The organism is Spirillospora sp. NPDC052269, assembly GCF_040679435.1.
In the GTDB taxonomy this organism is placed as follows: domain Bacteria; phylum Actinomycetota; class Actinomycetes; order Streptosporangiales; family Streptosporangiaceae; genus Spirillospora.
Genome location: NZ_JBFAUU010000003.1, coordinates 272,392 through 299,159, shown reverse-complemented (window position 1 = coordinate 299,159; position 26,768 = coordinate 272,392). Strand labels below are relative to the sequence as shown.

The 26,768-nt window shown below is 73.4% G+C and carries 25 protein-coding genes; 17 read left to right on the top strand and 8 right to left on the bottom strand.

The window, feature by feature from the left end; all coding sequences use genetic code 11:
* The first annotated feature begins 48 nt into the window (after positions 1–48).
* Both AB0L06_RS07860 and AB0L06_RS07855 read left to right on the top strand, forming a co-directional pair.
* Complete coding sequence (locus AB0L06_RS07860) at positions 49–1,242, top strand: acyl-CoA dehydrogenase family protein (protein ID WP_500230157.1); 1,194 nt, start codon at positions 49–51, stop codon at positions 1,240–1,242.
* Positions 1,239–2,306, top strand: coding sequence for an acyl-CoA dehydrogenase family protein (locus AB0L06_RS07855; protein ID WP_500230156.1), 1,068 nt, complete (start codon positions 1,239–1,241; stop codon positions 2,304–2,306). Before AB0L06_RS07860 ends, AB0L06_RS07855 begins: the two co-directional genes overlap by 4 nt.
* Positions 2,307–2,365: 59 nt before the next feature.
* Here AB0L06_RS07855 and AB0L06_RS07850 read toward each other — a convergent pair whose 3' ends face one another.
* From AB0L06_RS07850 to AB0L06_RS07830, 5 genes are read right to left on the bottom strand one after another with little or no spacing between them, the layout of a single operon-like run.
* Positions 2,366–3,271, bottom strand: coding sequence for a carbohydrate kinase family protein (locus AB0L06_RS07850; protein ID WP_500230155.1), 906 nt, complete (start codon positions 3,269–3,271; stop codon positions 2,366–2,368).
* The gene (locus tag AB0L06_RS07845) at positions 3,268–4,248 is read right to left on the bottom strand and encodes an ABC transporter substrate-binding protein (RefSeq protein WP_500230154.1); all 981 of its coding nucleotides are present in this window, start codon (positions 4,246–4,248) and stop codon (positions 3,268–3,270) included. Before AB0L06_RS07845 ends, AB0L06_RS07850 begins: the two co-directional genes overlap by 4 nt.
* Positions 4,249–4,275: 27 nt before the next feature.
* A complete protein-coding gene (locus AB0L06_RS07840) occupies positions 4,276–5,295 on the bottom strand; it encodes an ABC transporter permease (RefSeq protein WP_500230153.1) in 1,020 nt (339 codons plus the stop codon).
* Positions 5,292–6,140, bottom strand: coding sequence for an ATP-binding cassette domain-containing protein (locus AB0L06_RS07835; RefSeq protein ID WP_500230152.1), 849 nt, complete (start codon positions 6,138–6,140; stop codon positions 5,292–5,294). Before AB0L06_RS07835 ends, AB0L06_RS07840 begins: the two co-directional genes overlap by 4 nt.
* The gene (locus tag AB0L06_RS07830) at positions 6,137–7,168 is read right to left on the bottom strand and encodes a class I mannose-6-phosphate isomerase (protein ID WP_500230151.1); all 1,032 of its coding nucleotides are present in this window, start codon (positions 7,166–7,168) and stop codon (positions 6,137–6,139) included. Before AB0L06_RS07830 ends, AB0L06_RS07835 begins: the two co-directional genes overlap by 4 nt.
* Positions 7,169–7,365: 197 nt before the next feature.
* On the opposite strand from AB0L06_RS07830, the gene AB0L06_RS07825 reads away from it, so the two are divergent.
* Positions 7,366–8,376: a LacI family DNA-binding transcriptional regulator gene (locus AB0L06_RS07825; protein WP_500230150.1), complete on the top strand. Its 1,011-nt coding sequence runs from the start codon at positions 7,366–7,368 to the stop codon at positions 8,374–8,376.
* Positions 8,377–8,535: 159 nt separating this feature from the next.
* Positions 8,536–11,793, top strand: a complete 3,258-nt coding sequence (locus tag AB0L06_RS07820) for a GH92 family glycosyl hydrolase (protein WP_500230149.1) — start codon at positions 8,536–8,538, stop codon at positions 11,791–11,793.
* A gap of 70 nt (positions 11,794–11,863) precedes the next feature.
* Here the strand turns inward: AB0L06_RS07820 and AB0L06_RS07815 are convergent, their stop codons facing one another.
* The 3 genes from AB0L06_RS07815 to AB0L06_RS07805 all read right to left on the bottom strand — a co-directional run bounded on the left by AB0L06_RS07815 (position 11,864) and on the right by AB0L06_RS07805 (position 14,780).
* The gene (locus AB0L06_RS07815) at positions 11,864–12,421 is read right to left on the bottom strand and encodes a universal stress protein (protein WP_500230148.1); all 558 of its coding nucleotides are present in this window, start codon (positions 12,419–12,421) and stop codon (positions 11,864–11,866) included.
* 190 nt (positions 12,422–12,611) lie between these two features.
* Positions 12,612–13,454, bottom strand: a complete 843-nt coding sequence (locus AB0L06_RS07810; RefSeq protein ID WP_500230147.1) for a geranyl diphosphate 2-C-methyltransferase — start codon at positions 13,452–13,454, stop codon at positions 12,612–12,614.
* Positions 13,455–13,514: 60 nt separating this feature from the next.
* Positions 13,515–14,780, bottom strand: coding sequence for a family 2 encapsulin nanocompartment cargo protein terpene cyclase (locus AB0L06_RS07805; protein ID WP_500230146.1), 1,266 nt, complete (start codon positions 14,778–14,780; stop codon positions 13,515–13,517).
* A gap of 227 nt (positions 14,781–15,007) precedes the next feature.
* On the opposite strand from AB0L06_RS07805, the gene cseB reads away from it, so the two are divergent.
* The 13 genes from cseB to AB0L06_RS07740 all read left to right on the top strand — a co-directional run bounded on the left by cseB (position 15,008) and on the right by AB0L06_RS07740 (position 26,725).
* Positions 15,008–15,724, top strand: coding sequence for a two-component system response regulator CseB (gene cseB / locus AB0L06_RS07800; RefSeq protein WP_500230145.1), 717 nt, complete (start codon positions 15,008–15,010; stop codon positions 15,722–15,724).
* A gap of 34 nt (positions 15,725–15,758) precedes the next feature.
* Positions 15,759–17,042 (top strand): sensor histidine kinase, encoded by a 1,284-nt coding sequence (locus tag AB0L06_RS07795; RefSeq protein ID WP_500230144.1) that lies wholly within the window; start codon positions 15,759–15,761, stop codon positions 17,040–17,042.
* 120 nt (positions 17,043–17,162) lie between these two features.
* Positions 17,163–18,200 carry a D-alanyl-D-alanine carboxypeptidase family protein gene (locus tag AB0L06_RS07790; protein WP_500230143.1) on the top strand — a complete coding sequence of 346 codons (1,038 nt, stop codon included), beginning with the start codon at positions 17,163–17,165 and terminating at the stop codon, positions 18,198–18,200.
* A 123-nt stretch (positions 18,201–18,323) separates the two neighbouring features.
* Complete coding sequence (locus tag AB0L06_RS07785; RefSeq protein WP_500230142.1) at positions 18,324–19,301, top strand: sigma-70 family RNA polymerase sigma factor; 978 nt, start codon at positions 18,324–18,326, stop codon at positions 19,299–19,301.
* Positions 19,302–19,526: 225 nt separating this feature from the next.
* Positions 19,527–20,297, top strand: a complete 771-nt coding sequence (locus AB0L06_RS07780) for a CoA transferase subunit A (protein WP_500230141.1) — start codon at positions 19,527–19,529, stop codon at positions 20,295–20,297.
* Complete coding sequence (locus AB0L06_RS07775) at positions 20,297–20,926, top strand: CoA transferase subunit B (RefSeq protein ID WP_500230140.1); 630 nt, start codon at positions 20,297–20,299, stop codon at positions 20,924–20,926. The genes AB0L06_RS07780 and AB0L06_RS07775 overlap by 1 nt, the downstream gene beginning before the upstream one ends.
* Positions 20,927–20,935: 9 nt before the next feature.
* The gene (gene pcaH / locus AB0L06_RS07770; protein ID WP_500230139.1) at positions 20,936–21,604 is read left to right on the top strand and encodes a protocatechuate 3,4-dioxygenase subunit beta; all 669 of its coding nucleotides are present in this window, start codon (positions 20,936–20,938) and stop codon (positions 21,602–21,604) included.
* Entirely contained in the window at positions 21,601–22,170 is a 570-nt protein-coding gene (gene pcaG, locus AB0L06_RS07765) for a protocatechuate 3,4-dioxygenase subunit alpha (RefSeq protein ID WP_500230138.1), read from the top strand. The genes pcaH and pcaG overlap by 4 nt, the downstream gene beginning before the upstream one ends.
* Positions 22,160–23,380 carry a 3-carboxy-cis,cis-muconate cycloisomerase gene (pcaB, locus tag AB0L06_RS07760; RefSeq protein WP_500230137.1) on the top strand — a complete coding sequence of 407 codons (1,221 nt, stop codon included), beginning with the start codon at positions 22,160–22,162 and terminating at the stop codon, positions 23,378–23,380. Before pcaG ends, pcaB begins: the two co-directional genes overlap by 11 nt.
* Positions 23,377–24,150: a 3-oxoadipate enol-lactonase gene (gene pcaD / locus AB0L06_RS07755; RefSeq protein WP_500230136.1), complete on the top strand. Its 774-nt coding sequence runs from the start codon at positions 23,377–23,379 to the stop codon at positions 24,148–24,150. The genes pcaB and pcaD overlap by 4 nt, the downstream gene beginning before the upstream one ends.
* Entirely contained in the window at positions 24,147–24,575 is a 429-nt protein-coding gene (gene pcaC, locus AB0L06_RS07750; protein ID WP_500230135.1) for a 4-carboxymuconolactone decarboxylase, read from the top strand. The genes pcaD and pcaC overlap by 4 nt, the downstream gene beginning before the upstream one ends.
* Before the next feature lie 5 nt (positions 24,576–24,580).
* Entirely contained in the window at positions 24,581–25,474 is an 894-nt protein-coding gene (locus AB0L06_RS07745) for an IclR family transcriptional regulator (RefSeq protein ID WP_500230134.1), read from the top strand.
* Between the two features lie 93 nt (positions 25,475–25,567).
* Positions 25,568–26,725, top strand: a complete 1,158-nt coding sequence (locus tag AB0L06_RS07740) for a 4-hydroxybenzoate 3-monooxygenase (RefSeq protein ID WP_500230133.1) — start codon at positions 25,568–25,570, stop codon at positions 26,723–26,725.
* The last annotated feature ends 43 nt before the right edge of the window (positions 26,726–26,768 follow it).

The window sequence follows — 26,768 nt, the reverse complement described above, 5'->3', positions numbered from 1 at the left end:
GGGTGACGCGTACCGACCGGTTGGCATGTCCCCTGCGGAGGTCCGTCCGTGAGCACTGCACCGCCCGGCGCGGAGGAACTGGAACGGCGCGTCGCCGCGTTCCTCGCCGCGCACGACCCGGCCGCCACCGAGCCGCTCGACTTCCTGCGCGCGCGGTTCGACGCCGGGCTCGCCTGGGTCCACTTCCCGGAGGGACTCGGCGGGCTCGGCGCGCCGGTCGCGCTCCAGCAGGGCGTGGACGAGGCGTTCCAGCGGGCGGGCGCGCCGTCCAACCATCCCGAGGGCAACATCATCGGCCTCGGGATGGCCGCGCCGACGATCCTCGCGTTCGGCACCGAGGAGCAGAAACGCCGCTTCCTGCGCCCGCTCTGGACGGGCGAGGAGGTCTGGTGCCAGCTGTTCTCCGAGCCCGGCGCGGGCTCGGACCTCGCGGCGCTCGGCACCCGCGCCGTCCGGGACGGCGACTCCTGGACGGTCGACGGGCAGAAGGTCTGGACGTCCATGGCGCACGAGGCGCGCTGGGGCATCCTGGTCACCCGCACCGACCCGGACGTCCCCAAGCACCGGGGCATGACGTACTTCGTGTGCGACATGCGCGCGCCGGGCGTCGAGGTCCGGCCGCTGCGGCAGATCACCGGCGAGGCCGAGTTCAACGAGGTGTTCCTCACCGGCGTCGTCATCCCGGACGAGCACCGCCTCGGCGAGGTCGGGGAGGGCTGGCGGGTCGCCACGACCACGCTGATGAACGAGCGCGTCGCGATCGGCGGCCGCGCCGCGCTCCGCGAGGGCGGCATGATCGGCGTCGTCACCGGACTCTGGCGCGACCGTCCCGAGCTGCGCACCCCGGCCGCGCACGACGCGCTGCTGCGGCTGTGGGTGGAGACCGAGGCCGCCCGGCTGACCGGCGAGCGGCTGCGCCAGCAGCTCGCGGCGGGCACTCCCGGTCCCGAGGGGTCGGCGGCCAAGCTCGCCTTCGCCCGCCTCAACCAGGAGGCCTCCGGCCTGGAGCTGGAACTGCTCGGGTCCGAGGGCCTGCGCTACGACGACTGGACGATGCGCCGCCCGGCCGAGGTGGACTTCACCCGCCGTTCGCCCGGCTACCGCTACCTGCGCGCCAAGGGGAACTCCATCGAGGGCGGCACGTCCGAGATCCTGCGCAACATCATCGCCGAGCGCGTGCTGGGCCTGCCCGGCGAGATCCGGGTGGACAAGGACGTCCCGTGGAAGGACCTGCCGAAGTGAGCGACCTGCTGTACGGCGAGATCGAGGACGACCTGCGCTCCGGCCTGCGCGGCATGCTGGACGAGCGCTGCGCCTGGCCGGACGTGCTCGCGGGCGCCGAGAAGGACGAGCCGTCGGACGCGTCCCTGTGGGGCGTGCTGACCGGGTTCGACGTCCTCGGCCTGCCCGTGCCCGAGGAGCACGGCGGCGCCGGCGCGACCTGGCGCGAGACCGCCGTCGTCATGGAGGAACTGGGACGCGCGGTCGCGCCCGTCCCCTTCCTGACCAGCTCGGCGATGGCGACGGCCGCGCTGCTGGCGGCGGGTGACGAACTGCTGCCCGCGCTCGCCTCGGGGGAGCGGACGGCCGTGCTCGCCGTCCCGTTCGGCACCGCGCCGGACGCGCCGCTCCCTTCCGTCCGGGTGTCCGGCGGCCGCCTGACCGGAGGGATCCGCGACGTTGCGGACGCCCTGGCCGCCGACGTTTTGCTCGTCCCCGCGCCGGACGCCCTCTACGCCGTGAACGCCGACGACGTCGTCCGCGCCCCGGTCACCTCGCTGGACATGACCCGGCGGCTCGGCGACGTCACCCTCGCCGACACCCCCGGACGCGTCGTCGCGTCCGGTGAGGAGGCCGTCCGCGCGGCGCTCACGGCGGGCGCGGCCATGCTCGCGTCCGAGCAGCTCGGCCTGGCCCAGCACTGCCTCGACATCACGGTCGCCTACCTCAAGACGCGCTACCAGTTCGGCCGTCCGGTCGGCTCGTACCAGGGCCTCAAGCACCGCCTCGCCGACCTCTGGACGTCGGTCACCCAGGCCCGCGCCGTCGCCCGCCACGCGGCGGCCTGCCTGGCGGCCGGCGACACCGACCTGCCGGTCGCCGCCGCGCTCGCGCAGGCGCACTGCTCGCGGGTCGCCGTCCTCGCCGCCGAGGAGTGCGTCCAGATGCACGGCGGCATCGGCTTCACCTGGGAACACCCCGCGCATCTCTACCTCAAGCGCGCCAAGGCCGACGCGATCGCCCTCGGCACGCCCGGCCACCACCGCGCCACCCTCGCCCGCCTCGTGGACCTCCCACCGGCCTGACCCGCACGCCCGTCTGACCCGCACGCCCGTCCGGACCGCGCGCACGAGCCGGGCGCGGGTCAGACGGCGGCGAAGGCGTTCAGCTCGGCGCGGGTCGGCGGATCCGCGCCGGGCCGCGTGCAGGTCAGCGACGCCGCGAGGACGGCCTTTTCCAGGACGTTCACGGGTACGCGGGACAAGGCGTCCCGGCGTCCCGCCCCGAGCAGGTCGGCGTCACTCAGCCCGGCCAGGAAGGCGGCCGTGAACGCGTCGCCCGCGCCGACGGTGTCGACGACCTGCACGGGAGGCGCGGGACGGTGCACCTCCTCGTCGCCCAGCAGCGTCGCGCCGCCCGCGCCGTGCGTCACCACGACCAGCGCGGGACCGAGCGCGCGCCAGCCCCGGGCGACGTCGAGCGGATCAGCGCCCGGGTGGAGCCAGGCGATGTCCTCCTCGCTGGCCTTCACCACGTCGCTCAGCGCGACCTGCCGCGCCACGCGGTCGAGTTCGCGCGCCCGGTCGTCCATCAGCGCCGGACGGACGTTCGGGTCGAACGACACCGTCGCGACCGGACGCGCCGCCGCCATCACGGCCTCGACGTGCGCGGGCCCCTCGCCGAGGGCGGCGGCCAGCGAGCCGGTGTGGAGGGCGGCCGTGCCGTCCGGCAGCGGCTCCTCGGCGGGCTCCCACGACAGCGCGAAGTCGTAGGACGGGACGCCCGCGTCGTCCAGCGTCACCACGGCCGTGCCGGTGAACGGCGACGGCTGGACGACGACCGAGACGTCCGCGTCCTCCAGGTGCCGGACGACCAGCCGCCCGAACGCGTCCGCGCCGAGGCCGGTGACCAGCGAGGACGGGACGCCGAGCCGCCCGAGCCCGACCGCGACGTTCGCGGGGCTCCCGCCCGGGACGGCCCGGAAGAGGCGCTCGTCCCCGGCCGGGGCCAGGTCCACGAGCGCCTCGCCGAGAACGGTGACGCGGCTCAACAGGTCGCCTTGTAGAGGACCTTCTGGATGTCGGGCTGGTTCAGGTTCTCCTTGGTGACGACCGTCGCGTCCGTCGGGATGGACGGCGTGACCGTCTGCTTCTTCACGGCCGCCACGGCCTGCTCCACGCCCTTCGCCCCGATGTCGCCGGGCAGCTGCGCGACGAGGGCCTGCACCACTCCGTCCTGGAGCTGCTTCACCTGCGCCGGGCCCGCGTCGAACCCCACCATCTTCACCTTCCCGAGCTTGCCCGCCTGCTGCAGCGCCGACCCGGCCCCGGTCGCGGAGTTCAGGTTGGTGGCGAACACCCCGGCGAGGTCCGGGTCCTTGGCCAGCGCCGCGTTGGCGATCTTGCTGGCCTCGGACACGTCGTTGTGCGAGTACTGCACCCCTATGTACTTCACGTTCGGATGGCTCGCCTTGATCTCCTGCTCGAATCCCTTGATGCGCGCGTCCACCGTACTCACTCCCGGATCGGTGGAGATCACCAGGACCTTGCCCTTGTCGCCGATCTGCTTGGCCAGGGCCGTCGCGGCCGTGGCGCCGCCCTTCACGTTGTCGGTGCTGATCCGCGACACGCCGATGGACGGGTCGTCCACGACCGTGTCCACCAGGACGGTCTTGATGCCCGCCGCCTTGGCCTGCCGCAGCGGCGCGATGAGCGCCTTGGTGTCGGTCGGCGCGATGAGCATTCCGTCCGGACGGCTCGCCACGACCGAGTTCACGATCGGGGTCTGGAGCGTCGGATCGAACTTCTGCGGGCCCTGCACCTTCAGGTCCACGCCCATCGCCGCGGCCTGCCGCTTCGCGCCGCACGCCATCGTCTCGTAGAACTCCTCGCCCGCCATGCCCTGCACGAGCGTGAGCTTCACCTTGCCGCCGGACCCGGACCCGGAATCAGAGCCCGAGTCGGAGCACGCCGTGGCCGACGCCGCGACCAGTGCCGCCGCCGTCAGCACGCCGATCAACCTGCGCATGTTTCGCCTTCCTGAGGGGGTGGGGGGTCAGTGGTCGCTCGCGCGGCGGCGCCACTGGTCCAGATAGACGGCGACGATGAGCACCGCGCCGACGACGACCTGCTGCCAGAACGGCTTGACCCCGAGGATCTGGAAGCCGTTCTGCAGCACGGCCGGGATGAACACGCCGATGACCGTTCCGAGGACGATGCCGGACCCGCCGAACAGGCTCGTCCCGCCGATCACCACGGCCGCGATGGCCGACAGGTTGTCAGTGGAGTGCGCCGACACCCCGGTGATCCCGTACTTGGCCAGCGACAGGTACCCGGCGAGGCCGGCCAGCAGCCCGGCCAGCCCGTACACCTTCACCAGCTGCCGCTCGACGCGCACGCCCGCGCGCCGCGCCGCCTCGGTGTTGGACCCGATCGCGTAGGTGTGCCGCCCGAACCGGGTCTGCGCGAGCAGCACGGCGAGCGCGACGGTCACCGCCCCGGAGATCCACACGATGTCCGGGACGCCGAGGTCCCGGTCCAGTCCGAGTCCGAGGTTCAGTCGTTCGGGCGCCCGCAGGTCCACGCCGCCGGTGATGAGCAGCGCGCCGCCGAGCGACATCCCGAGCGTTCCGAGCGTGACGATCAGCGCCGGGATCCGCCCGTAGGCCACGATGAACCCGTTCAGCGCGCCCCAGGCCAGCCCGGTCGCGACCGCCACCAGCGGCCCCAGCCACAGTGCCGTCCCGGACTCCGCGCCGACCGCGCTCATCGCCTTCGCCGCGGTCACGCCGGAGAACACCAGCACCCCGCCCACCGACAGGTCGATCCCGGACGTGACGATCACGAACGTCATGCCGACCGCGAGCAGCAGCAGGATCGCCGCGTCGCTCGCCAGGTTCAGCAGGTTGAAGCTCGTCGCGAAGCTGTGCGGCCGCAGCGCCCCGAACGCCACGAGCATCACGGCCAGCACCAGCGCGATCCACACCACCTGGCTGCCCGCGACCCGCTCCAGGACCGCCCGGCCCCGGACGCCCTCGTCGGGCGCGGTCACCGGCCCGCCCACGTCCACGCTCATCCGTCCTCCCGGGATCCGGCGCCGGACGCCGTGTCCGATTCCGATGTGGCACCCGTCATGGCCGCGACCAGCTCCTCCATGGAGACCCGCGCGGTGTCGAAGCGGGCCACACGCGCGCCGAGGCGGAGCACCTCGATCCGGTCCGACACCGCCTTGACGTCCTGCATGTTGTGGCTGATCAGCACGACCGCCACCCCGCTGTCCCGGACGCGCCGGATGAGGTCCAGCACGCGCCCGGTCTGCACGACGCCGAGCGCGGCGGTCGGCTCGTCCATGAACACCACGCGCCGCGCCCAGGTCACCGCGCGCGCCACCGCGACGCCCTGCCGCTGCCCGCCGGACAGCGTCGAGACCGGGACGGTGTCGGACTTCAGCCGGACGCCGAGCCGCTCGCACTCGGCGCGGGCGCGCTCGCGCATCGCACGGTGGTCCAGGAAGCCGAGCCGCCCGAGCGGTCCGCCGCGCAGCACCTCGCGGCCGAGGAAGAAGTTGGCGGCCGGGGTGAGCTGCGCGCACAGCGCGAGGTCCTGGTGGACGGTCTCGATCCCGGCCGCGCGGGCCCGCTCCACCCGGTCGAACGCGACGGGCGCGCCGTCCATCCGGATCGTCCCGGCGTCCGGCCGCTCCACCCCGGACAGGATCTTGGTGAGGGTGGACTTGCCCGCGCCGTTGTCGCCGATCAGCGCGACGACCTCGCCCGCGTGGACGGTGAAGTCCGCCCCGCGGAGCGCCTCCACCTGCCCATAGCTCTTCATGATGCCGCTCGCCTCCAGCAACGGCGCCTCCTGTGAGAGGCCCATGGGCGACGGCGTCCCGGACTGCGGCGTGTCCGCTCCGGCGTTCATTCGGCCTCCCCAAGCGCAGGTGGCAGGCAGCGCAGGACGTCCAGCTCGCGCCCGTGCAGGCTCGTCGGGCCCGCGCCGTAGGGCACCAGCACGGTCTGCCCGCTCCGCAGGCGCTCGCTACCGCCCTCGAACCGCAGCTCGCCCTCGCCTCGCAGGACGACCAGCACCGCGAAGCTCGGCGAGAACCCGGCTCCGTCTCCGGCGAGCTCGGCGCGGAAGTACGGGTCGGCGGCCTCTGGCAGGACGCGTCGTGCGCCCTCGTCCACGACCGGCATCTGGTCGCGTGTGCGCACGAGCGCCGCCACGTCGTCCGGTGTCCAGGCTCTCCGGTCGACGCACTGCAGTGCGACGTCCCATCCGAGCTTCAGGTGCCCGGACTCGTCGCCGTCCGGCGCGAACCCCTTCCACTCCAGCATCACGCTGAAGTCGGTCGGCTCCTGGAGCTCGACGACGAACACGCCCGCGTCGATCGAGTGCGGGATCCCGGCCGGGATCAGCACCGCGTCACCCGGCCGCACCCGCACGAGGTTGGTGGCGGAGAGCATCGCGCCGACGTCCTGCTCGGCCGACCAGGCGCTCAGCCGCTCCTCGGGGATCTCGTCGCGGAACCCGAGCCGCACCCACCCGCCGTCGGGGTCGGGGGTCTCGAGCACCAGCCACGCCTCGGTCTTGCCGAACGCGCTGCCGAGATGCGTCTGCGCGAACGCGCGGCTCGGATGGCAGTGCACCGGGAGCCGCTGCCCGGCGTCCAGCAGCTTGACCAGCAGGGCCGTCGAAGGGCCCCAGCGGCGCAGGTGCTCGGGGCCGAGCCAGCCGGCCGGGTCGGAGGCGACCGCGTCGGGCAGCCTGCGGCCGTCCGGGAGCACGGTCACCCCCACGGACGCGTCGTCGATCCGGCCGGTCGCCGAACCGACCCAGTCCTCGGGACGCCGGTCGTCGGGTGGCCGCACGCCGCGGAACCGGGCGATCGACGAGCCGCCCCGGTAGAAGTGGCGCGGCTGGTTGGCGGGCAGGGGGAGGGGGCGCACGCGTCGATTCGCCTCTCGTTCGGGGTCGTCGCCGCAACCATCGGGCCGAAATGACATCGTTGTCAATACTCGGCGACCTCCGAATTCGCCCGCGCTCCGGGCGATCCCGCGAAATCCCCGCTCGTGCGGGGGCCCTGGGCCGATGTGATCGGCCCGGGCCGTCGTCCCGTCCGGTCCGGCGGGGATAACGTTGGACCGTGACGAACGAGGACAAGCCCCGCCGCCCGACCATCTCCGACGTGGCCGCGGCCGCGGGGGTGAGCGTCAAGACGGTGTCCCGGGTCATCAACAACGCCCCCTCGGTGCGGCCCGAGGTGACCGACCGGGTGCTCGCGGCGATCGGCGAGCTCGGCTTCCGCCGCAACCACATCGCGAGTTCGCTGAGGTCGGGCCAGTCGACCGCCACGATCGGCCTCATCATCGAGGACCTGGCCAACCCGTTCTACTCCGCGATCGCCGCCGCCGTCGGACGGTACGCGCGCGAACGCGGCACCCACCTCATCACCGCGAGTTCCGAGGAGAGCCCCGAGCTCGAACGCCGGCTCTTCCTCGAGCTGTGCCAGCGCCGGGTGGACGGCCTGATCATCGTCCCGGCCGGCGGCGACCACTCCTACATGCGCCCCGAACTGGAGATGAACACCCAGGTGGTGTTCCTGGACCGGCCGCCCGCGGGCATCCTGGCCGACAGCGTGCTCGTCGACAACGCGGGCGGCACCCGCGCCGGGCTCGAGGCGCTGCTCGGACGCGGCCACCGCAGGATCGGCGTGATCAGCGACTCCACCACGATCTACACCGCCCGCGAGCGCCTCGCCGGGGTCCGCGCCGCCTTCGCCGCGGCGGGCGTGCCCTACGACGAGGCCCTGGTCAGGACCGACGTCGCGCACCCCGACCAGGCGGCCGCCGCCGCGACCGCGATGACGCGCGGGGACGACCCGCCGACCGCGTTCTTCTGCGGCAACAACCGGATCACCGTCGGCGTGCTGGCCGCTCTCGGCGGCCTGGACCAGGACGTCGACCTGCTCGCCTTCGACGACTTCGAGCTCGCCGACCTCATGCCCCGCCCGCTCACCGTCATCGCCTACGACGTGGGCGAATTCGGCCGCACCGCCGCCGCGCGGCTCTTCGACCGGATCGGCGGCGACCGCTCCTGGCCCGCCGAGACCGTCCTGCCCACCCACCTGGTCCGCCGCGGCCCGCAGCCCCGCTGACGGTCAAGATCAGGAAAACGTTGTCATCGGTATTGTCCGAGGCCCGTGCGTGTTTTCCGCCTGGTTGAGGCCCTTGGTGCTTGATTGGGCCCTTGACGCGCCCGTGGTCGGGCCGCACGATCTAGGGCGTCCTGACAACGTTGTCTCGAGGGAGCGCGTATGCAAGGATCCCGCCTAGGAAGACGTCTCGCCGTCCCGTCCGCTCTGCTCCTCATCCCTCTGCTCCCGGTCGCGGCCGCGCAGACCGTCCAGGCCGCGTCCGATCCGGCCTCCTACGTCAACACGTTCGTCGGCACCCAGGACGGAGGCCCCGACTTCGGCCACGGCGGCGGCGCGGGGGAGAACTTCCCCGGCGCGGTCACCCCGTTCGGCATGATGCAGTGGAGCCCCGACACCGTGCGCAACGCGGGCGGCGGCTACAAGTACGAGGACGACCGCCTGCGCGGCTTCTCGATGACCCACATCTCCGGCCCGGGCTGCACCGGCGCGCAGGACTTCCCGGTCATCCCTCTATCGGGGACGGTCGGACGTTCTCCCGCCACCCACGGCGACGACTACGTCCAGACGTTCAAGCACGACAACGAGAAGGCCAGTCCCGGCTCCTACTCGGTGACCGACGACGCGGGCGTGAAGACCGAGCTGACCGCGTCCACGCGCGGCGGCGTCGGCAGATTCACCTTCCCGACCGGCAAGCCCGGCACGCTCCTGCTGAACGTCACCGGCTCCATCCACGGCGTGGACGACGCCGAGGCCACGGTCAAGGGCAACACCGTGGAGGGCTGGGCCAAGACCGGCGGCTTCTGCGGCGCGTCCACCCGCTACTACGTGTACTTCCACGCCACCTTCGACCAGCCGGTCAAGGCGTTCGGCACCTGGAAGGACGACTCGGTCGAGCCCGGTGACGCCGTCGCCCGCGGCAAGTCGCCCGACCGCGTCCCGCAGTCGCCCAAGCCGAACGGGCGCCTCAACAACACGCCGAGCGGCAAGCCCGTCCAGAACCAGCGCGCCTTCACCGGCGGCGTCAACGTCAAGGGCCCCGGCTCCGGCGTCTACCTGCAGTTCGACCCCGGCAAGCCCGTCCAGATGCGCACCGGACTGTCGTACGTGAGCGTCGCCGGCGCGGCCGCCAACCTCAAGGCCGAGATCGGCGGACACGGCTTCGACCAGGTCCGCGCCTCCGCCGCCGACGCGTGGCGGAGCAGGCTGGACCAGGTCAAGGTCACCGGCGGTTCGGACGACCGCCTGCGCACGTTCTACACCGCGCTCTACCACGCGCTGCTCCAGCCCTACGTCTTCGACGACGTCGACGGCACCTACACCGGCTTCGACTACCGCACGCACAAGGTGCGGCCCGGCCACCACCAGTACGCGACCTTCTCCGGCTGGGACATCTACCGCAGCGAGGCGCAGCTCATCTCGTTCCTCGCCCCGGACGTCGGCTCCGACATCGCCCAGTCGATGTACGACGACGCGCACCAGATCGGGAACGTGTGGGACCGCTGGTCGCACCAGAACACCGTCACCGGCGTCATGGTCGGCGACCCCTACCACTCGATCGTCTCGTCCGCCTACGCGTTCGGCGCGCGCGACTTCGACGCCAAGGGCGCGCTCGCCGCCATGGTGGACGGCGCGAACCGGGTCGGCGCGAAGTCCAACTACACCGAGCGTCCGGGCAACGGCCAGTACCTCCAGCGCGGCTTCGTCCCGGGCGACACCTCCACGACGCTGGAGTACGGCCTCGCCGACTTCGGCATCGCCCAGCTCGCGAAGCGCCTCGGTGACACCGGCACCGCCGACACGTTCATGAGCCGGGCGCAGAACTGGCAGAACGTCTTCAATCCCTCGAACGGCTGGATCCAGCCGCGCCAGTCGGACGGCTCGTTCCTCACCCCGTTCGACCCGGCCGACTCCAGCCAGTACGTCGAGGGCAACGGCGCCCAGTACAGCTGGATGGCCTACCAGAACGTCGGCGGCCTGTTCGACCTCATCGGCGGACGGGACGCGGCCGCCAAACGCCTCGACACCTTCTTCACCAAGCTCAACGCCGGACCGCACGAGCCCTACGCCTACCTGGGCAACGAGCCGTCCATCCAGACGCCGTGGCTGTACGCGTGGAGCGGCACGCCCTACAAGACGCAGGACGTGGTGAACCGCGCGCGCAACGAGCTGTACAAGCCGACGCCGGGCGGCCTGGTCGGCAATGACGACCTGGGCACGATGTCCGCCTGGTACGTGTGGGCGTCGATCGGCATGTTCCCGGTGATCCCCGGACGCGCCGAGCTCGTCGTCAACGGCCCCGCCTTCGACCGGGTCGAGATCAGCCGCTCGTCCGGGCAGCGCTTCACGATCAACGCGCCGGGCGCGTCGGCGAACCCCTACATCCAGTCCCTCAAGGTGAACGGCCAGGACTCGTCCAGGCTGTGGCTGCCCGAGTCGTTCACCAACGGCGGCGGACGGCTCGACTACACGATGGGCGCGCAGCCGAACACCGCACTCGGCACGGGAGACGGCGACCAGCCACCGTCCTTCAACGAGGGGGCGCACGCGTTCATCTCGGCCGCCGACCCCGGCATCGCCGCGGTCGAGCCGGGCGGCGCCACGACCACGACCCTGAAGGTGCAGGCGCTGGGCAAGGGCGGGTCCGTGTCCTGGACGGCCAAACCGCCGGCGGGCGTCACGGTCAGCCCGTCCTCGGGAACCCTCGCGGTGCCCGACCACGGCCAGGCGGAACAGCAGGTCACACTGTCGGTCGCCGCCGACGCCAAGGTCGACATCTACTCCGTGCCGTTCGACATCTCCGGCGCGGGACAGGCCGCGGTGTCGGTGAACGTCGCCCACAAGGGCACGATCGAGTGGTACCAGAACAACGCGGGCACCTCCTCCGACGGGACCTCCGGCGCGGCCGACTTCGACGGCGGCGGCTGGTCCTACTCGGCGCAGGCGCTGGCGGCCGCCGGGGCCAAGCCCGGATCCCCGGTGACCTGGAACGGCTTCACCTTCACCTGGCCGTCCCGGCAGCCGGGGCAGTTCGACAACGTCCAGGCGCAGGGCCAGACGATCGACCTGGCGCAACCCCCGCAGGGCGCCAAGCTGGCCTTCCTCGGCGCGGGCGGCAACGGCGACAGCGCGTCCAGCGTCACGATCACCTACACCGACGGGACGACCCAGAAGTCCGACCTCAGCTTCTCCGACTGGGCGCTCGGCGCGGACGCCTACCCGCCCCGCTACGGCAACCAGACCGTCCTCAAGACCCCCTACCGGAACTCGTCCGACGGAGGCACGCAGAAGATCAACATCTACGTGTTCGCCGCGACCCCCATCGACCTCGCCGCGGGCAAGCAGGTCAAGAGCTTCACGCTGAACGCCCCGGCATCGGGCGGCGGCTCCCTGCACGTCTTCGCCTGGTCCTTCTCCTGACCCCCCACGCATGACGGCGGCCCTGGAACCGGCTGGTTCCAGGGCCGCTCACATCATCGGGACGCCCTGGTCACACCGTCCGGCGGCGACGGCGGGCCAGGCGGCGGAACAGCGGCGGATCGGACGCCGCGAGCTCCGGATGGTCCGGGACGGTGAGCGAGTCGAGCAGCGAGTCGAACGACGGCGGCCGGACGCACACCAGCGTCGCCCGCGTCCGCCGGGCGCAGTGCAGCCGCACCGACGGCCGGACGATCCGGGACAGCAGGCTCCGGTCGCCGTGCCCGACCACCAGGATGTCGTCGTCGCGGGCCAGCCGGACCAGCGTCGCGCCCGGCTCGCCGACCAGCGCCAGCTCGGTCAGCTCCACCCCGGGCGGGGCGCCGCCCGCCACCTCGGCGAGCGTCCGGGAGATCAGCTCGGTGCCCGCGGCGCGCAGCGCGTCGGTGATGCCGCAGCCGATCTGCCCCGCGGCCGACACGTGCGGCGGCAGCGGGGCCGAGTGCACCACCAGCAAGGGCAGGCCCCGGAGCCGGGCCTCGCCGATGGCCCATGACAGGGCGCAGCGCGCCCCGGGCGAGTCGTCCACGCCCACGACGACGCGCGGTCCGCCCTCCGGTCTCACGATCACGGTCCCCTCCTGCGGGAGCCTGCCACGGTCCCTGCGGCATGTGTGCCATCCAGGGTGCAGCCTTACCCGCTCAGGCGGAAGTGTTTACACGCGTTGAACCGCGGGTTTCTCGCCGGAGACGTCCACCTGAAGCGCGCGGCCCGCCCGATGGGCTCCGATCGGGCCGCGCGCCGCCGTCCTCCGCCGCCCCTCAGACCCGGTCGGCCGCGATCAGCAGGTACTGGAACGAGCCGTCCTTGTAGGACGACAGGAACGCCTCCTCGATGCCCGTCGCCACCGACGATTTCGCGCGCAGCTCCCAGTAGGGGATGGTCGCGGCGGTCAGGTCGATGACGCGGGCGGGGATCATCCGGTTCGCGGCCATCGCGGCGAAGTAGGTCCGCCGCGAGTGGACGCCGCACTCGTAGTGCGCGTTGATCGTCGAGACCGCCTTGGACGGGATCTGCCCGTACACGTCGTTGTAGCAGCCGGTGATGGTGACATAGCGTCCGCCGCGCGCCAGCAGCCTGGCGTGCGCGGCGAACAGGTCGTGGAGATCGACGTACATGGTGGACTCGTTGTTCCAGATCGAGTGGAACTGACCGGCGGGCAGGCCCGTGTCGAGCATGTTCGCCAGGTGGAACCCGACCCGGTCGGCGACGCCCCGCTGCGCGGCCTGCTCGTTGGCGAAGTCGACCTGCTTGGCGGAGATGGACACGCCGTCCACCCGGCAGCCGAAGCGCTGGTTGGCCAGGAAGCTGCTGCCGCCCCGTCCGCACCCGGCGTCGAGCACGCGGTGCTCGGGGCCGAGCCCGCCGCCCGCGAAGGCCAGGTTGTCCAGCAGCAGCTGCGCCTGTGCGGACTCCAGCCGGTGCAGGTCGGCGATCACCGCCTCGTCGCCCGCCTCGGCGACGCCGGGGGTCGGGTCGCCGAGGCCGTAGTGGTGGTGGAAGAACCCGTCCACCTCGCCGAGCCGGATGTTCACCGGGTCGGCCTCGGCGTTCCAGTAGGCGGCGACGTCACCCTGATAGGAGGTCAGAGCGGGCTGGGACATGGATCATCTCCTCGATGTTCTCGGAAGGGGGGAAAGGAGAGGCTCGGATGCGGCGGCGGCTCAGGGCGAGGTGGCGTACCTGGTGCCGACCAGCCCGGAGTGCCACTCGTGGTTGCCCGCGGCCCAGTTCGACAGCCCGGCCAGGTAGCGGGCCAGCACCGGGTCGGTGGGGGCGAGCAGCGCCGACAGCGACTCGAAGTCGTCCATCAGCTCGTTGTGGACGTCGATGGTCTTCTGGAACGCCTCCTCGATGCCGCAGCCCTCCTCGTCGGCGATGACGGTGGGAAGGCTGTGGTGGACGCGCTCCTGCGCCATCTCCTTGCGCAGCGAGAACAGGTCGTTGACGATCGTGGTGGCGTTCGACGCGAGGGCGGTCGCGCGCTGCACGTCCGGACGGGCGAACATCGACGCGGGCAGCTCGTAGCCGCCGACGGCGTCGGTGATGGTCAGGCAGGGCCGGAAGTTGTTGAACTGGCGGTGCGCCAGGTACTCCCACACCGAGGGCGTCCGGCCGGTCTGGATGCAGGCCGCCTCGGCGCAGTAGCCGAGGTAGAGGTTGCAGATGTCGTGCCGGTACCGGTGCGCCTGCGCGGGCGTCGCGATCCGCTCGAAGTAGTTCATGGCCGACCGCATGCAGCGCAGCGCCGGGTGCGAGGCGAGCCCCGCCAGCCACTTCGGGACCTGCTCCTTGGCCGTGTGCAGCGGGTCGATCGCCGTCTGCGCGACCAGCAGCCGCGCGCCGAGCCCCTCGGGCGTGCCGCCGAGGTCGGGCTCGCAGAAGTAGTCGTCCACGGCGTTCTCGCCGATGTAGAGCATCCCGGCGGCGACCAGGTGCTCGAAGGACGCCGAGTCCGGGTGGCACATCACGACCGAGCGGCCCGGGTCGAAGGCGAGGAACATCGCGCGCAGCCGGTCACCCGGGTAGAGCTCGACCTCCTTCTCCGCCCACCCCATGAGCCGCTCGTTGACCCGGTCGGCCAGGGCGCGGTCGTCCCGGAGCGGCGGACGGAACTTCAGGCCCTCGATGCGCCGGGACGAGACGTCGTCCTCGTCCCGGGCCGCGGCCTCCGGTTCCAGAGCCTGTTCCGGAACCGATTCCAGAACCGGTTCCGGCGTCGGTTCCGGTTCGGGTGGGGCGATGAGCTCGGCGGGCGGGGCCTCGGGGGCCTCGAGGGCCTGGGCGGGTTCCGGCGTCGGCGCCGGTGCCGGCGGCGCCGGGGGCTCGGGGACGTCCAGGACCGGCGTGATGGGGCCGAGCCGGCAGCCGGAGGTGCCGAGCCCGCTGGGCCCGCTGGGCAGGCCGCCGATCCTTTCCGACGGATCCATCAGGACTGCCGCGGGGGCCGTTTCGGAACGGGTGTCCACCACTGACCTGCCTTCCGCCGGGAGGGACGACCGGACGTGACCGTCACGCCGCGATTACAAAACGTAGTGACGTGGACTCCGAACGTGAATAACCCTCCGGTGAGGTCCACCGGTCCGCCGGGTCACATGGGTGTGGAAGTGGGGCGGGTAGCCTCGTGCGCCGGGGACGACACAGGGGACGGGGTGCCATGACGCACGTGCTCCTCGTCGAGGACGACGAGGTGATCCGCAAGGCGGTCGGGCTGGCGCTCGAGCGCTACGGCTACACCGTCGAGACCGCGCCGGACGGGCTCGCCGGGCTGGAGGCGTTCCGCGCGGGCGGGGAACGGGGGCGGCCGCACGACGTGCTGCTGCTGGACGTCATGCTGCCGGGACTGGACGGGATCGGGCTGTGCCGCCGGATCCGGGAGACGAGCCTGGTCCCGATCGTGATGATGTCGGCGCGCGGCGACGGGCTGGACGTGGTGTCCGGGCTGGAGGCGGGCGCGGACGACTACGTGGTCAAGCCGGTCGACACGGCCGTCCTGGTGGCGCGGATCCGGTCGGTGCTGCGGCGCAGCTCGGACTGGGCCGCCGCCACCGGCCCGGGGGAGTCCGCGACCGGGCCGGGGGAGTCCGCGACCGTGCTGGCCTTCGGGGACGTCACCGTCGACACCGCGGGCATGGAGGTGCGGCGGGACGGCCGTCCGGTGGCGCTGACCCCGACCGAGCTGCGGCTGCTGCTGGAGTTCGCCGGGCAGCCCGGCGTCGTGCTCGGCCGCCGGACGCTGCTGGGCAGCGTGTGGGACCACGCCTGGGACGGCGACACCCGGGTCGTGGACCTGGCCGTCCAGCGGCTCCGGGCCAAGATCGGCGCCGACCGGATCGAGACGGTCCGCGGCTTCGGCTACAAGTTGCGGCGCTGACGTGGGGAGCGGGAGGTCCGGTCCCTGGGGTCCGGTGTCGCGGTGGCTCGCCTTCCGGTCGCTGCCCTGGAAGATCGGCTCGCTCGTCGCGGCGGCGGCGCTGGCGGTCGCGGTAGCGGACGGCCTGCTCGTCCACCGGCTGAGCCATGACCGGATGCTCGCCGAGGGCCGGAGCCGGGCGCTGAGCGGCCTGACGCAAGAGATCACGGCGCACGAGCGGACGGGCGAGGCGATGCGGGACGTGATCACCGATCCGCACGCGATGCCGCCCGAGGTCGTCGCCATCGCACGGTCCGGGCAGGAGGACGTCTGGTACGACGAGCACGCCCGGAACGGCCCGCGGATGTGGGCGGTCCGCCCCCAGGACGGCGGCGCGATGGTGGCCGTGTGGACGGACATGGGCACCGAGCAGCGCAGTCTCCAGGCGCTCGACCGCAACCTCGTCAGGGCGGGCGCGCTCGCGCTCGCGGTCGTCGTCCCGGCCGGGATCCTGGTGGCGCTGCGGCTGCGGCGGCGGGTCCGGGGCGCGGCCGCCACGGCCCGGCGCATCGCGGACGGCGACCTGGACGCGCGCATCGGCGCGCGCGGACGGGGCCACGACGAGATCACCGAGATGGCGGCGGCCGTGGACACGATGGCCGCCGCGCTCCAGGACCGGCTGCGCGCCGAGCGGTCCTTCACCGCGGACGTCGCGCACGAGCTGCGCACGCCGCTGATGGGCCTCGTGACGTCCGCCGAGCTGCTGCCCGAGGGGGAGGCGACCGGGTTCGTCCGGGACCGGGTCGGCGTCCTGCGCGCGCTGGTGGAGAACCTGCTGGAGATCTCCCGCCTGGACGCGGGGGCCGAGCATGCCGACCCCGAGCCCATGCCGGTGGGCGAGGTCGTGGCAGAGTCGGTGCGGCGCACCGGCCTGGACGCGCGGGTCGAGGTGGTCGGCACTCCCGTCGCCGAGACCGATCCGCGCCGGCTCGACCGGATCGTGGCGAACCTGGTGATCAACGCGCACCGGCACGGCCGCGCGCCGGTGGAGGTGCGGGTGGCCCGGGACGCCGGGGACGTCGTGGTCACCGTCCGTGACCACGGGCCCGGTTTTCCGGACGAACTGCTCGCCGAGTTGCGGGCGGACGGGCCGCGGCGGTTCCGCACCGGGACGCCCGAGCGCGGCCACGGGCACGGCCTCGGCCTCACCATCGCGACCGGGCAGGCCGGCGTGATCGGCGCGCGGCTGAGGTTCGCGAACGCGTCCGACGGGGGTGCGATGGTGACCGTCCGGCTCCCCGCGTCCGACGTCCCGGTGGTCGACGCCCCGGCCGGTTGATACACGGCTGATACGCGATCAAGCGGTGGTCGCTACACGGTTCCGACGGGGCCGACATGCGCGGCTCGCAAGGTGATCCATGTGCGCGAATGGCGCACATGGATCCCTTGGAGGCATGTCGTGACTTCTCCTTCGCCCGTTCGGCGCGGGCGCCTGCGGGTGCTCAACCCGATCGTCCTGGTGGGTGCGATGTTCGTCGGGCTGCTGGCCGTGGGGCTCGCGTTCGCCCTCGGCCTGGGGCCGGTTCCGGACGCCGGCGACGCGGAGGCGGGGAACCGGCTCGGGATGGAGTGGCCGAAGACCGGGCAGGCGGCGGTCGAGATCGAGGGCATGGGCGGGCCGGTCGCCGGGGGCGAGCGGAAGCGGGTGCCGATCGCGAGCGTCACGAAGGTGATGACGGCCTACCTCGTCCTGCGCGGGCATCCGCTGCGGGCGGGCGAGGACGGGCCGTCCATCGTGATCGACCGGACGGCGTCGGTGGAGTCGGGCAACCGGGACGAGTCGACGGTGTTCCTGGGGGAGGGGCAGCGGTTCAGCCAGCGGCGGATGCTCCAGCTCATGCTGCTCCCCTCGGCGAACAACGTCGCGCGGCTGCTGGCCCGCTGGGACGCGGGGTCGGAGGGCGCCTTCGTCCGGAAGATGAACGCGGCCGCCGCGCGGCTGGGCATGCGGGACACCGTCTACACCGGCGCCAGCGGCTACGAGGCGAGCACGGTGAGCACGGCCGTCGACCAGCTCGCGCTGGCCAGGGCGGCGATGCGCGAGCCCGCGCTGGCCGCCGTCGTCGGCGCGAGGGAGGCGACCGTGCCGGGCGTCGGGGTCGTCCGGAACACCAACCGGCTCCTCGACGAACCGGACGTGGTCGGCCTCAAGACCGGGTCCAGCACTCCCGCGGGCGGGGCGCTGATGTGGGCGGCGCGCGTGCCGTCCGGTGACGGCTCGCGGCTGGTCCTCGGGGTCGTCCTGCGGCAGGGAGGCTCGGGGACGAGTCTGGACCAGAAACTGGAGGCGGCCTTCGACGGCAGCCGCCGGCTGCTCGCGACCGCCCGCCGCCTGCTCGCCCGGCCGGGCACCACGCCGCCCTCCGCGCCGTCGGCGGGGCGGATCGCCGCGAACGCCGCGCCGACCGGCGGACGAAGTGCCGCGTTCGGGTTCTGACCTGCGGGTACGCGTAGGGTGAGAGGCTCGGAGCGTGACCTCGGCCGAAAATGTCGGTGGCGTCGCCTACGGTCGGGCCATCGGTCCCACAACCACCGACCCGGTCAGTGAGGGTGACCCCGAATGGCGAACAACACCATCGCGCAGGAACGGGAGTTCGAGGAGCTCGTCGATCCCTACCGCCGCGAGCTCCTCGCGCACTGCTACCGGATGATGGGCTCGGTCCACGACGCGGAGGACCTGGTCCAGGAGACCTACCTGCGGGCCTGGCGCTCCTACGGGAACTTCGAGGGCCGCTCCTCGCTGCGCACGTGGCTCTACAAGATCGCGACGAACGCCTGCCTGACGGCCATCGAGCAGCGCGGCATGCGGCCCATGCCGACCGGGCTCGGCGGCCCGACCGACGAGCCCGAGCGGCCGCTCACCGCCACCCCGGAGGTGCCGTGGCTGGAGCCCGTGCCGGACGGCCTGCTCGGCGCCGACCCGGCCGACCCGGCGTCGATCGTCGCGGCCCGTGAGAGCACCCGGCTCGCGTTCGTCGCGGCGCTCCAGCACCTGCCCGCGCGGCAGCGGGTCACGCTGATCCTGCGGGACGTCCTCGCCTGGAAGGCGGCCGAGGTCGCCGAGCTGTTCGGCACCAGCACCGCGGCGGTGAACAGCGCCCTCCAGCGCGCCCGCGCGCAGCTCGCCGAGGCGGGCCCCGAGCGCGACCACCTCGTCGAGCCGACCGATCCGGAGCAGCGCGACCTGCTGGAGCGCTACGCCAAGGCGTTCGAGGAGTCCGACATCGACGGCCTCGTCGAGCTGTTCAAGCAGGACGCGGTGTGGGAGATGCCGCCCTTCCCCGAGTGGTTCGTCGGCCCCGAGCGCATCGCGCGGCTCATCAGGTCGCAGTGCGGGGCGGGGCCCGCCACGTTCCGGCTGCGGCCGATCGGCGCGAACGGGCAGCCCGGCTACGCGGTCTACAAGCGCGCCGGGGACGGTGCGTTCCGCCCTTTCCAGATCCAGGTCCTCGACATCGCGCGCGGTGGCATCCAGCACGCGTCGGCGTTCTTCGACACCCGTTTGTTCGCGTTCTTCGGCCTGCCCGAGGCGGTCTGAGACCGCTGTAGGCCCGATGGGAAGGGGCCTCGAGGCCCCGGAGCCCGGTTTTCCGTCCAGCGGGTTTTCCGCTGGACGGAAAACCGGGCTTTGTCCGTTCACGCGCCGCTGGGAGGGTGTGTCCCGATGGGCACGCCCGGTGGTTCCGCGCGTCCGCGCGCACGGCCGGGCGCCCGGAGCGGACGGCGCCCGGAGCGCTCGGGCGGATCGGGAGGCGGAGCGGCAGTGGGTTCGGACAAGGTCGTGGCCTCGGCGGCCGAGGCGGTCGCCGACATCGGCGACGGCGCCTCGCTCGCGGTGGGCGGGTTCGGGCTCTGCGGGGTCCCCGCGGTGCTCATCGACGCGCTGCACGAGCGCGGCTCGGGCCGCCTGCGGGTGGTGTCCAACAACTGCGGGCTGGACGGCCGGGGCCTCGGGCGGCTGCTCGCGGCGGGCCGGATCGCCCGCGCGATGGGCTCCTACGTGGGCGAGAACAAGGAGTTCGCGCGGCAGTACCTCGGCGGTGAGATCGAGGTCGAGCTGATGCCGCAGGGCACGCTCGCCGAGCGGCTGCGCGCGGGCGGCGCGGGCATCCCCGCGTTCTACACCCCCGCGGGCGTCGGCACGCTGGTCGCCGAGGGCGGGCTGCCCTGGCGGTACGCGCCCGACGGCTCGGTCGCGGTCGCCTCCCCCGCCAAGGAGGTGCGCGAGTTCGGCGGCCGCCCGTACGTGCTGGAGGAGTCCATCACCACCGACTTCGCGCTGGTCCGGGCGGCGAGGGGCGACCGGCGCGGCAACCTCGTGTTCGACAAGGCCGCCCGCAACTTCAACCCGCTGGCCGCGATGGCCGGGCGGATCACGATCGCCGAGGTCGAGGAGCTGGTCGAGCCCGGGGAGATCGACCCGGACCACGTCCACCTGCCCGGCGTGTTCGTGCAGCGGGTCGTCCCGCTGACGCCGGAGCAGGCCGCCGACAAGCCGATCGAGAAGCGGACCGTCCGGGAGGCGCGGGACTGATGCCCTGGAACCGAGACGAGATCGCGGCGCGCGCGGCGGCCGAGCTGCCGGACGGCGCCTACGTGAACCTGGGCATCGGGCTGCCCACCCTCATCCCGAACCACGTCCCGGCCGGACGGGACGTGGTGCTGCACGCCGAGAACGGCGTCCTCGGCGTCGGCCCGTACCCGGCCGAGGACGACGTGGACCCCGACCTGATCAACGCGGGCAAGGAGACGGTGACCGTGCTCCCGGGCGCGTCCTACTTCGACTCGTCGCTGTCGTTCGGGATGATCCGCGGCGGGCACATCGACGTCGCCGTGCTGGGCGCCATGCAGGTGTCGGCGCGCGGCGACCTCGCCAACTGGTCCGTCCCCGGAAAGATGATCAAGGGCATGGGCGGCGCGATGGACCTGGTGCACGGCGCGCGCCGGATGATCGCGGTCATGACGCACACCGACCGGTCCGGCGCGTCCAAGATCGTGGAGACCTGCACGCTGCCGCTGACCGGCGCGGCCTGCGTGGACCGGATCATCACCGACCTCGCCGTCCTGGACGTCACGCCCGGCGGCCTGGCGCTCGTCGAGACCGCCCCCGGAGTCACCGAGGCCGAGGTCCGCGAGCGGACCGCCGCGCCCATCCGCGCGTAGGAGAGCAGCATGACCCACCCCCCGTACCTGTCCCCGGGCTACAAGAGCACGGTGCTGCGCGCGCCCGCGCAGGAGCTCGTGATGCCCACGCTCGGGCCGGACGCCATCGAGCTCGCGTCCCCGGTGTTCGGGCACCAGGAGCTCGGCCTCCTGGACGGCGACCTGACCAGGCAGCACTCCGGCGAGCCGATCGGCGAGCGCGTCATCGTGACCGGACGGCTGCTGGACTCGGCGGGACGTCCGGTGCGCGGCGCGCTGGTCGAGGTCTGGCAGGCCAACGCCGCCGGACGGTACGCCCACCTCGGCGACCAGCATCCGGCCCCGCTCGACCCGAACTTCACGGGCGCGGGACGCTGCCTGACCGACGACGACGGCCGCTACCGGTTCGTCACCATCAAGCCGGGCGCGTACCCGTGGCGCAACCACCCGAACGCCTGGCGGCCCGCGCACATCCACTTCTCCGTCTTCGGGACGGCGTTCACCCAGCGCCTGATCACGCAGATGTACTTCCCGGGCGACCCGCTGTTCGCCCACGACCCGATCATGCAGTCGATCCCCGAGCAGCGGGACCGCGACCGGCTGGTGTCCCGCTTCGACCTGGACACGACCACCCCGGAGTGGGCCCTCGGCTACCAGTGGGACATCGTTCTCGGCGACACCCCGATGGAGGCGTCTTGACCGACATCCTCGAGCCGGCTCCCGCACTCGCGCCGACGCCGTCGCAGACGGTCGGGCCGTTCTACGGCTACGCGCTGCCCTATGCCGAGGGCCCGGAGGTCGTCCCCGGCTGGAATCCGGACGCGATCACCGTTCGGGGCCGGGTGCTGGACGGCGCGGGCGACCCCGTCCCGGACGCGCTCATCGAGATCTGGCAGGCGGACGCCGACGGCCGCACCCCGGCCGGGCCCGGCGGGCTGCGCCGCGCGCCGCACGACTTCTCCGGGTTCGGCCGCTGCGGCACCGACCCGGCGGGCCAGTACTGGTTCCGGACGGTGAAGCCGGGCGCGAACGGCCAGGACGCCCCGCACATCGCGGTGCTGGTGTTCGCGCGCGGGCTGCTGAAGCCCGTCCGCACGCGGCTCTACTTCCCGCAGGACGCGGACGCGCACGCGACCGACCCGCTGCTGGCGGCCGTCCCGGCCGGACGCCGTCCGACGCTGGTGGCCGAGGCGGAGGACGCCCGGACGTACCGCTTCGACATCCGCCTGCAGGGCGAGCGGGAGACGGTCTTCCTTGGCCTCTGACCAGCCGTCCGATGAGCGGCCGTCCGACGCCGCCGGGGACGGGCCGCTGGACGTCGGCCTGCTGTCCCCGGTCCGCGCCGGGACGGCCGCCGAGGCGCTGACCGGCGACGCCGCGTGGTTGCGCGCGCTGCTGGACGCCGAGGCGGCGCTGGCCCGCGCGCAGGCGCGGCTCGGCCTCGTCCCGGCGGACGCCGCGGACACGATCACCCAAGCCGCCCGCGCCGCGCGGCCCGACCCCGCCGGGCTCGCCCGAAGGGCCCGCGGCGCGGGCAACCCCGTCGTCCCGCTCGTCGCCGACCTGCGCGCTCTCGCCGGGGACGCCGGACGGCACGTCCACCACGGCGCGACCAGCCAGGACATCATGGACACCGCGGGCATGCTGGTCGCCGCGCGGACCCGCCGGGAGATCACCGGGACGCTGGGCCGCGTCCTGGCGCTGCTCGCGGAGCTCGCGGAACGGCATCGGGACACGCCGATGCCGGGCCGCACGCTGTCCCGGCAGGCGCTGCCGACGACGTTCGGGCTGAAGGCCGCGCAGTGGCTGCTCGGCTGCCTGGAGGGCCGTGACCGGCTGGTGTCGGTCGCGCTGCCCGTCCAGCTCGGCGGCGCGGTCGGCACGCTCGCCGCCTACGGCGCGGACGGTCCCGCGCTGGCGGGCGCGTTCGCGGACGAGCTGGGCCTCGACCGGGCCGTCCTGCCCTGGCACACCCGGCGCACCCCGATCGCGGATCTCGCGTGCGCGTCAGCCCTGGTCACGGGCGCACTCGGCAAGATCGCCACGGACGTGGCGCTGCTCGCGCAGAGCGAGGTGGACGAGCTCGCCGAGCCGGCCGCGCCCGGCCGGGGCGGCTCGTCGGCCATGCCGCACAAGCGGAACCCGGCGCTCGCCACGCTCGTCCGGTCGGCGGCGCTCCAGGTCCCGGCGCAGGTCCAGGTGCTGCTGACCGTACAGGCCGCGGCGCACGAGCGTCCGGCGGGGGAGTGGCACGCCGAATGGCAGCCGCTCCGCGAGTGCCTGCGGCTCACCGGTGGCGCCGCCGCGACCACCGCCGAGCTCCTGGACGGCGTCGAGGTGCGCCCCGACCGCATGCGCGCGCACCTGGACGACCTCGTCGAGCTGCTCCCCGGGCGCGACCCGTCGGCCGACGTCCGCGCGGCGGGCGCCTTGGTCGACCGCGCCCTCACCGAATACAGGAAGACCCGCACGTGAAACTCGTCCACTGCCTCGACGGTCCGGAGGACGCCCCCCTCGTCGTCCTCGGCCCCTCGCTCGGCACGACGTCCGCGCTCTGGGACCCGCAGCTGCCCGCGCTCGTTGGGCACTGGCGCGTGCTGCGCTACGAACTGCCCGGCCACGGCGGCGCGCCCGTCCCGGACGGCCCGTTCGGCGTCGACGACCTCGCGGACGCCGTGGTCGACCTGCTCGACCAGGCGGGCGCGGCACGCGCGGCGGTCGCCGGGATCTCGCTCGGCGGAGCCGTCGCGATGACGGCCGCCCTGCGTGCGCCGGAGCGCGTCGCCAGCCTCGCGCTGCTCTGCACGTCCCCGAGGTTCGGCGAGCCCGGCCCGTGGCGCGACCGCGCCGCGCTGGTGCGCCGCGAGGGAGTCGAGGGGGTCGCCGCGTCCGCGCCGTCCCGGTGGTTCACGCCGGACTTCGCGCCCGCCGGCGCCGAACCGTACGTCGCGATGAACCGGACGGCCGCGCCCGACGGCTACGCCGCCTGCTGCGAGGCGCTCGCGGACTTCGACCTCACCGGACGCCTCGACCGGATCACCGCTCCGACGCTGGTCGTCGCGGGCGCGCAGGACCTGCCGACCCCGCCGCACGGGCACGCCGGCGTCCTCGCCGAGCACATCCCCGACTCGGTGCTCACGGTCGTCGACCACGCCGGGCACCTCGCCAACGTCGAACAGGCCGGGGCCGTCACCGACGCGCTCCTCCACCACCTCACCCGAACCTGGAAGGGGATCGCCGAATGACCGGCGACGACATGCGGACCGGCTCTGATGAGCGGCGCCGCATCGACCAGCAGAGGCACGCTGATGGGATGGCCACGCGCAGGGAGGTCCTCGGGGACGCGCACGTCGACCGCGCGATCGACCGCACGACCGACTTCACCGCCGACTTCCAGGACCTCATCACCCGCTACGCGTGGGGCGAGATCTGGGCGCGTCCCGGCCTCGACCGCAAGACCCGCAGCTGCATCACCCTCACCGCGATGGTCGCGGGCGGCCACCACGACGAGCTCGCGATGCACGTCCGCGCCGCGCTGCGCAACGGCCTGACCCGCGACGAGATCAAGGAGGTCCTGCTGCAGACGGCGGTCTACTGCGGGGTCCCCGCCGCGAACTCGGCGTTCGGCGTCGCGCAGCGGGTCCTGGCCGAACTCGACGGGGCGGAGTAGCGGGCGTGGACACGAGGCGTCCGCCGACGGCGGCGGGCAAGGTCATGGCGATCCTGGAGGCGTTCGCGCCCGGCGACGTCCGGCTCACACTGAGCGAGATATGCCGCCGGGCCGGGTTGCCGCCGTCCACCGGGCACCGCCTGATCGGCGAGCTGACCGCGGGAGGGTTCCTGGAGCGGACGCCCGACGACGGCTCCTACCGCATCGGCACCCGGCTGTGGCGGATCGGCAGCCGCGCCCCGGCCGTCAGCGGCCTGCGCGAGCTGGCGCTCCCGCACATGGAGGACCTCTACGAGGTGACCCACGACAACGTCCAGCTCGCGGTGCTGGGCGACGGGCGGGCGCTGTTCGTGGAGCGGCTGCGCGGGCGGCGCTCGGTGCCGGTGGTGACGCAGGTCGGCGCCGACCTGCCGCTGCACGCCACGGGGGCGGGCAAGGTGCTGCTCGCGCACGCGCCCGCCGCCGTGCGCGAGGCCGTCCTCGCCGCGCCGCTGACCCGGCACACGCCCGCCACCCTCACCGACCCGGACGAGCTGCGCCGCGACCTCGCCGCCACGCGCCGCCGGGGCTACGCTGTGACGCGGGACGAGATGACCGCCGGCGCGTGCTCGGTCGGCGTGCCCGTCCGGGCCCGGGACGGCGCGGTCGTCGCCGCGTTGTCGCTGGTCGCGCGCACGCGCGGCGCCGACCCGCGACGGCTCCTGCCGCCCCTCGCCACGGCGGCGCGCGCCCTGTCCCGCGACCTCGCCGTCCACTGGGACGCGGGAACCGCCGCTCCACGGGAGGACGCCGCCTTCCTTCCGGACGTCCCCGAGTCCGCATCCGACCCGGATCCGGTGCCCGGCGAGGACCTCGCTTCGCCGCGTCCGGACGTCCAGACTGGGCCGGACGCGGAGTAGCCGAGTCCCTTCGACTGAATCCCCGGGGACCCCCGTCCCCGGGCAGAGCGCCGTGCGCCGTCCCGGGCGGGACGGCCGGACCGAGGAGGATCCATGCGCACGCAGGTCGCGATCGTCGGCGGCGGACCGGCGGGTCTGCTGCTGTCCCACCTGCTGCACCGGCAGGGCATCGCGTCGGTGGTGCTGGAGGGCCGCGACCGCGCCTACGTGGAGCGGAGGCAGCGCGCCGGGATGCTCGAGCAGGGCACCACCGACGTGCTGCGCGACAGCGGCGCGGGCGCGCGGCTCGACCGGGAGGGCCTGGTCCACCACGGCATCGAGCTGCGGTTCGGCGGCGCGGGCCACCGGATCCCGATCACCGACCTCACCGGCCGGACGGTCACCGTCTACGCGCAGACCGAGATCGTGAAGGACCTGGTCGAGCTGCGCCTCGCGGACGGCGGCGACGTCCGGTTCGAGACCGAGGTGCTCACGGTCGACCCGTCCACCGGGACGGTCACCTTCCGCCAGGACGGCGTGACGCACGAGCTGGAGGCCGATTACATCGCGGGCTGCGACGGCTTCCACGGCGTGAGCCGCCGCGCGGTCCCGGACGTCCGGACGTTCGCCCGCGACTACCCCTTCGCCTGGCTCGGCGTCCTCGCCGACGTCGTGCCGTCCACCGACGAGCTCATCTACGCCCACCACGAGCGCGGCTTCGCGCTGCACAGCCTGCGCTCGCCGTCCGTCAGCCGCCTCTACCTCCAGGTCGCGCCGGACGAGGACCTCGCCGGGTGGTCCGACCAGCGGATCTGGGACGAGCTGGCCACCCGGTTCGGCGCCCCGGGCGGCTGGGAGCTGAAGTCCGGCCCGATCACCGAGCGGTCGGTCACGCCGATGCGCAGCTTCGTCGCCGAGCCGATGCGGCACGACCGGCTGTTCCTCGCCGGGGACGCGGCCCACATCGTCCCGCCGACCGGGGCCAAAGGCCTCAACCTTGCGGTGTCGGACGTGACGATCCTCGCCCGCGCGCTGACCGAGCGGTACACGTCCGGTACAAGCGCGCTATTGGACGCCTATTCGGCGACGTGCCTGAGCCGGGTGTGGCGGGCCGAGCACTTCTCCTACTGGATGACGACGTTGCTGCACGTCGACCCGGACGCCGACGCGTTCGCCCGGCGGCTGCAGCGGGCGCACCTCGAATACGTGGCAGGATCAGCGCCCGCCATGGCGTCACTTGCCGAAAACTACGCTGGACTTCCCCTGAAGTGACCGGTCACCGCCATAATGACCTGATCTTCACAATATGGGGGTA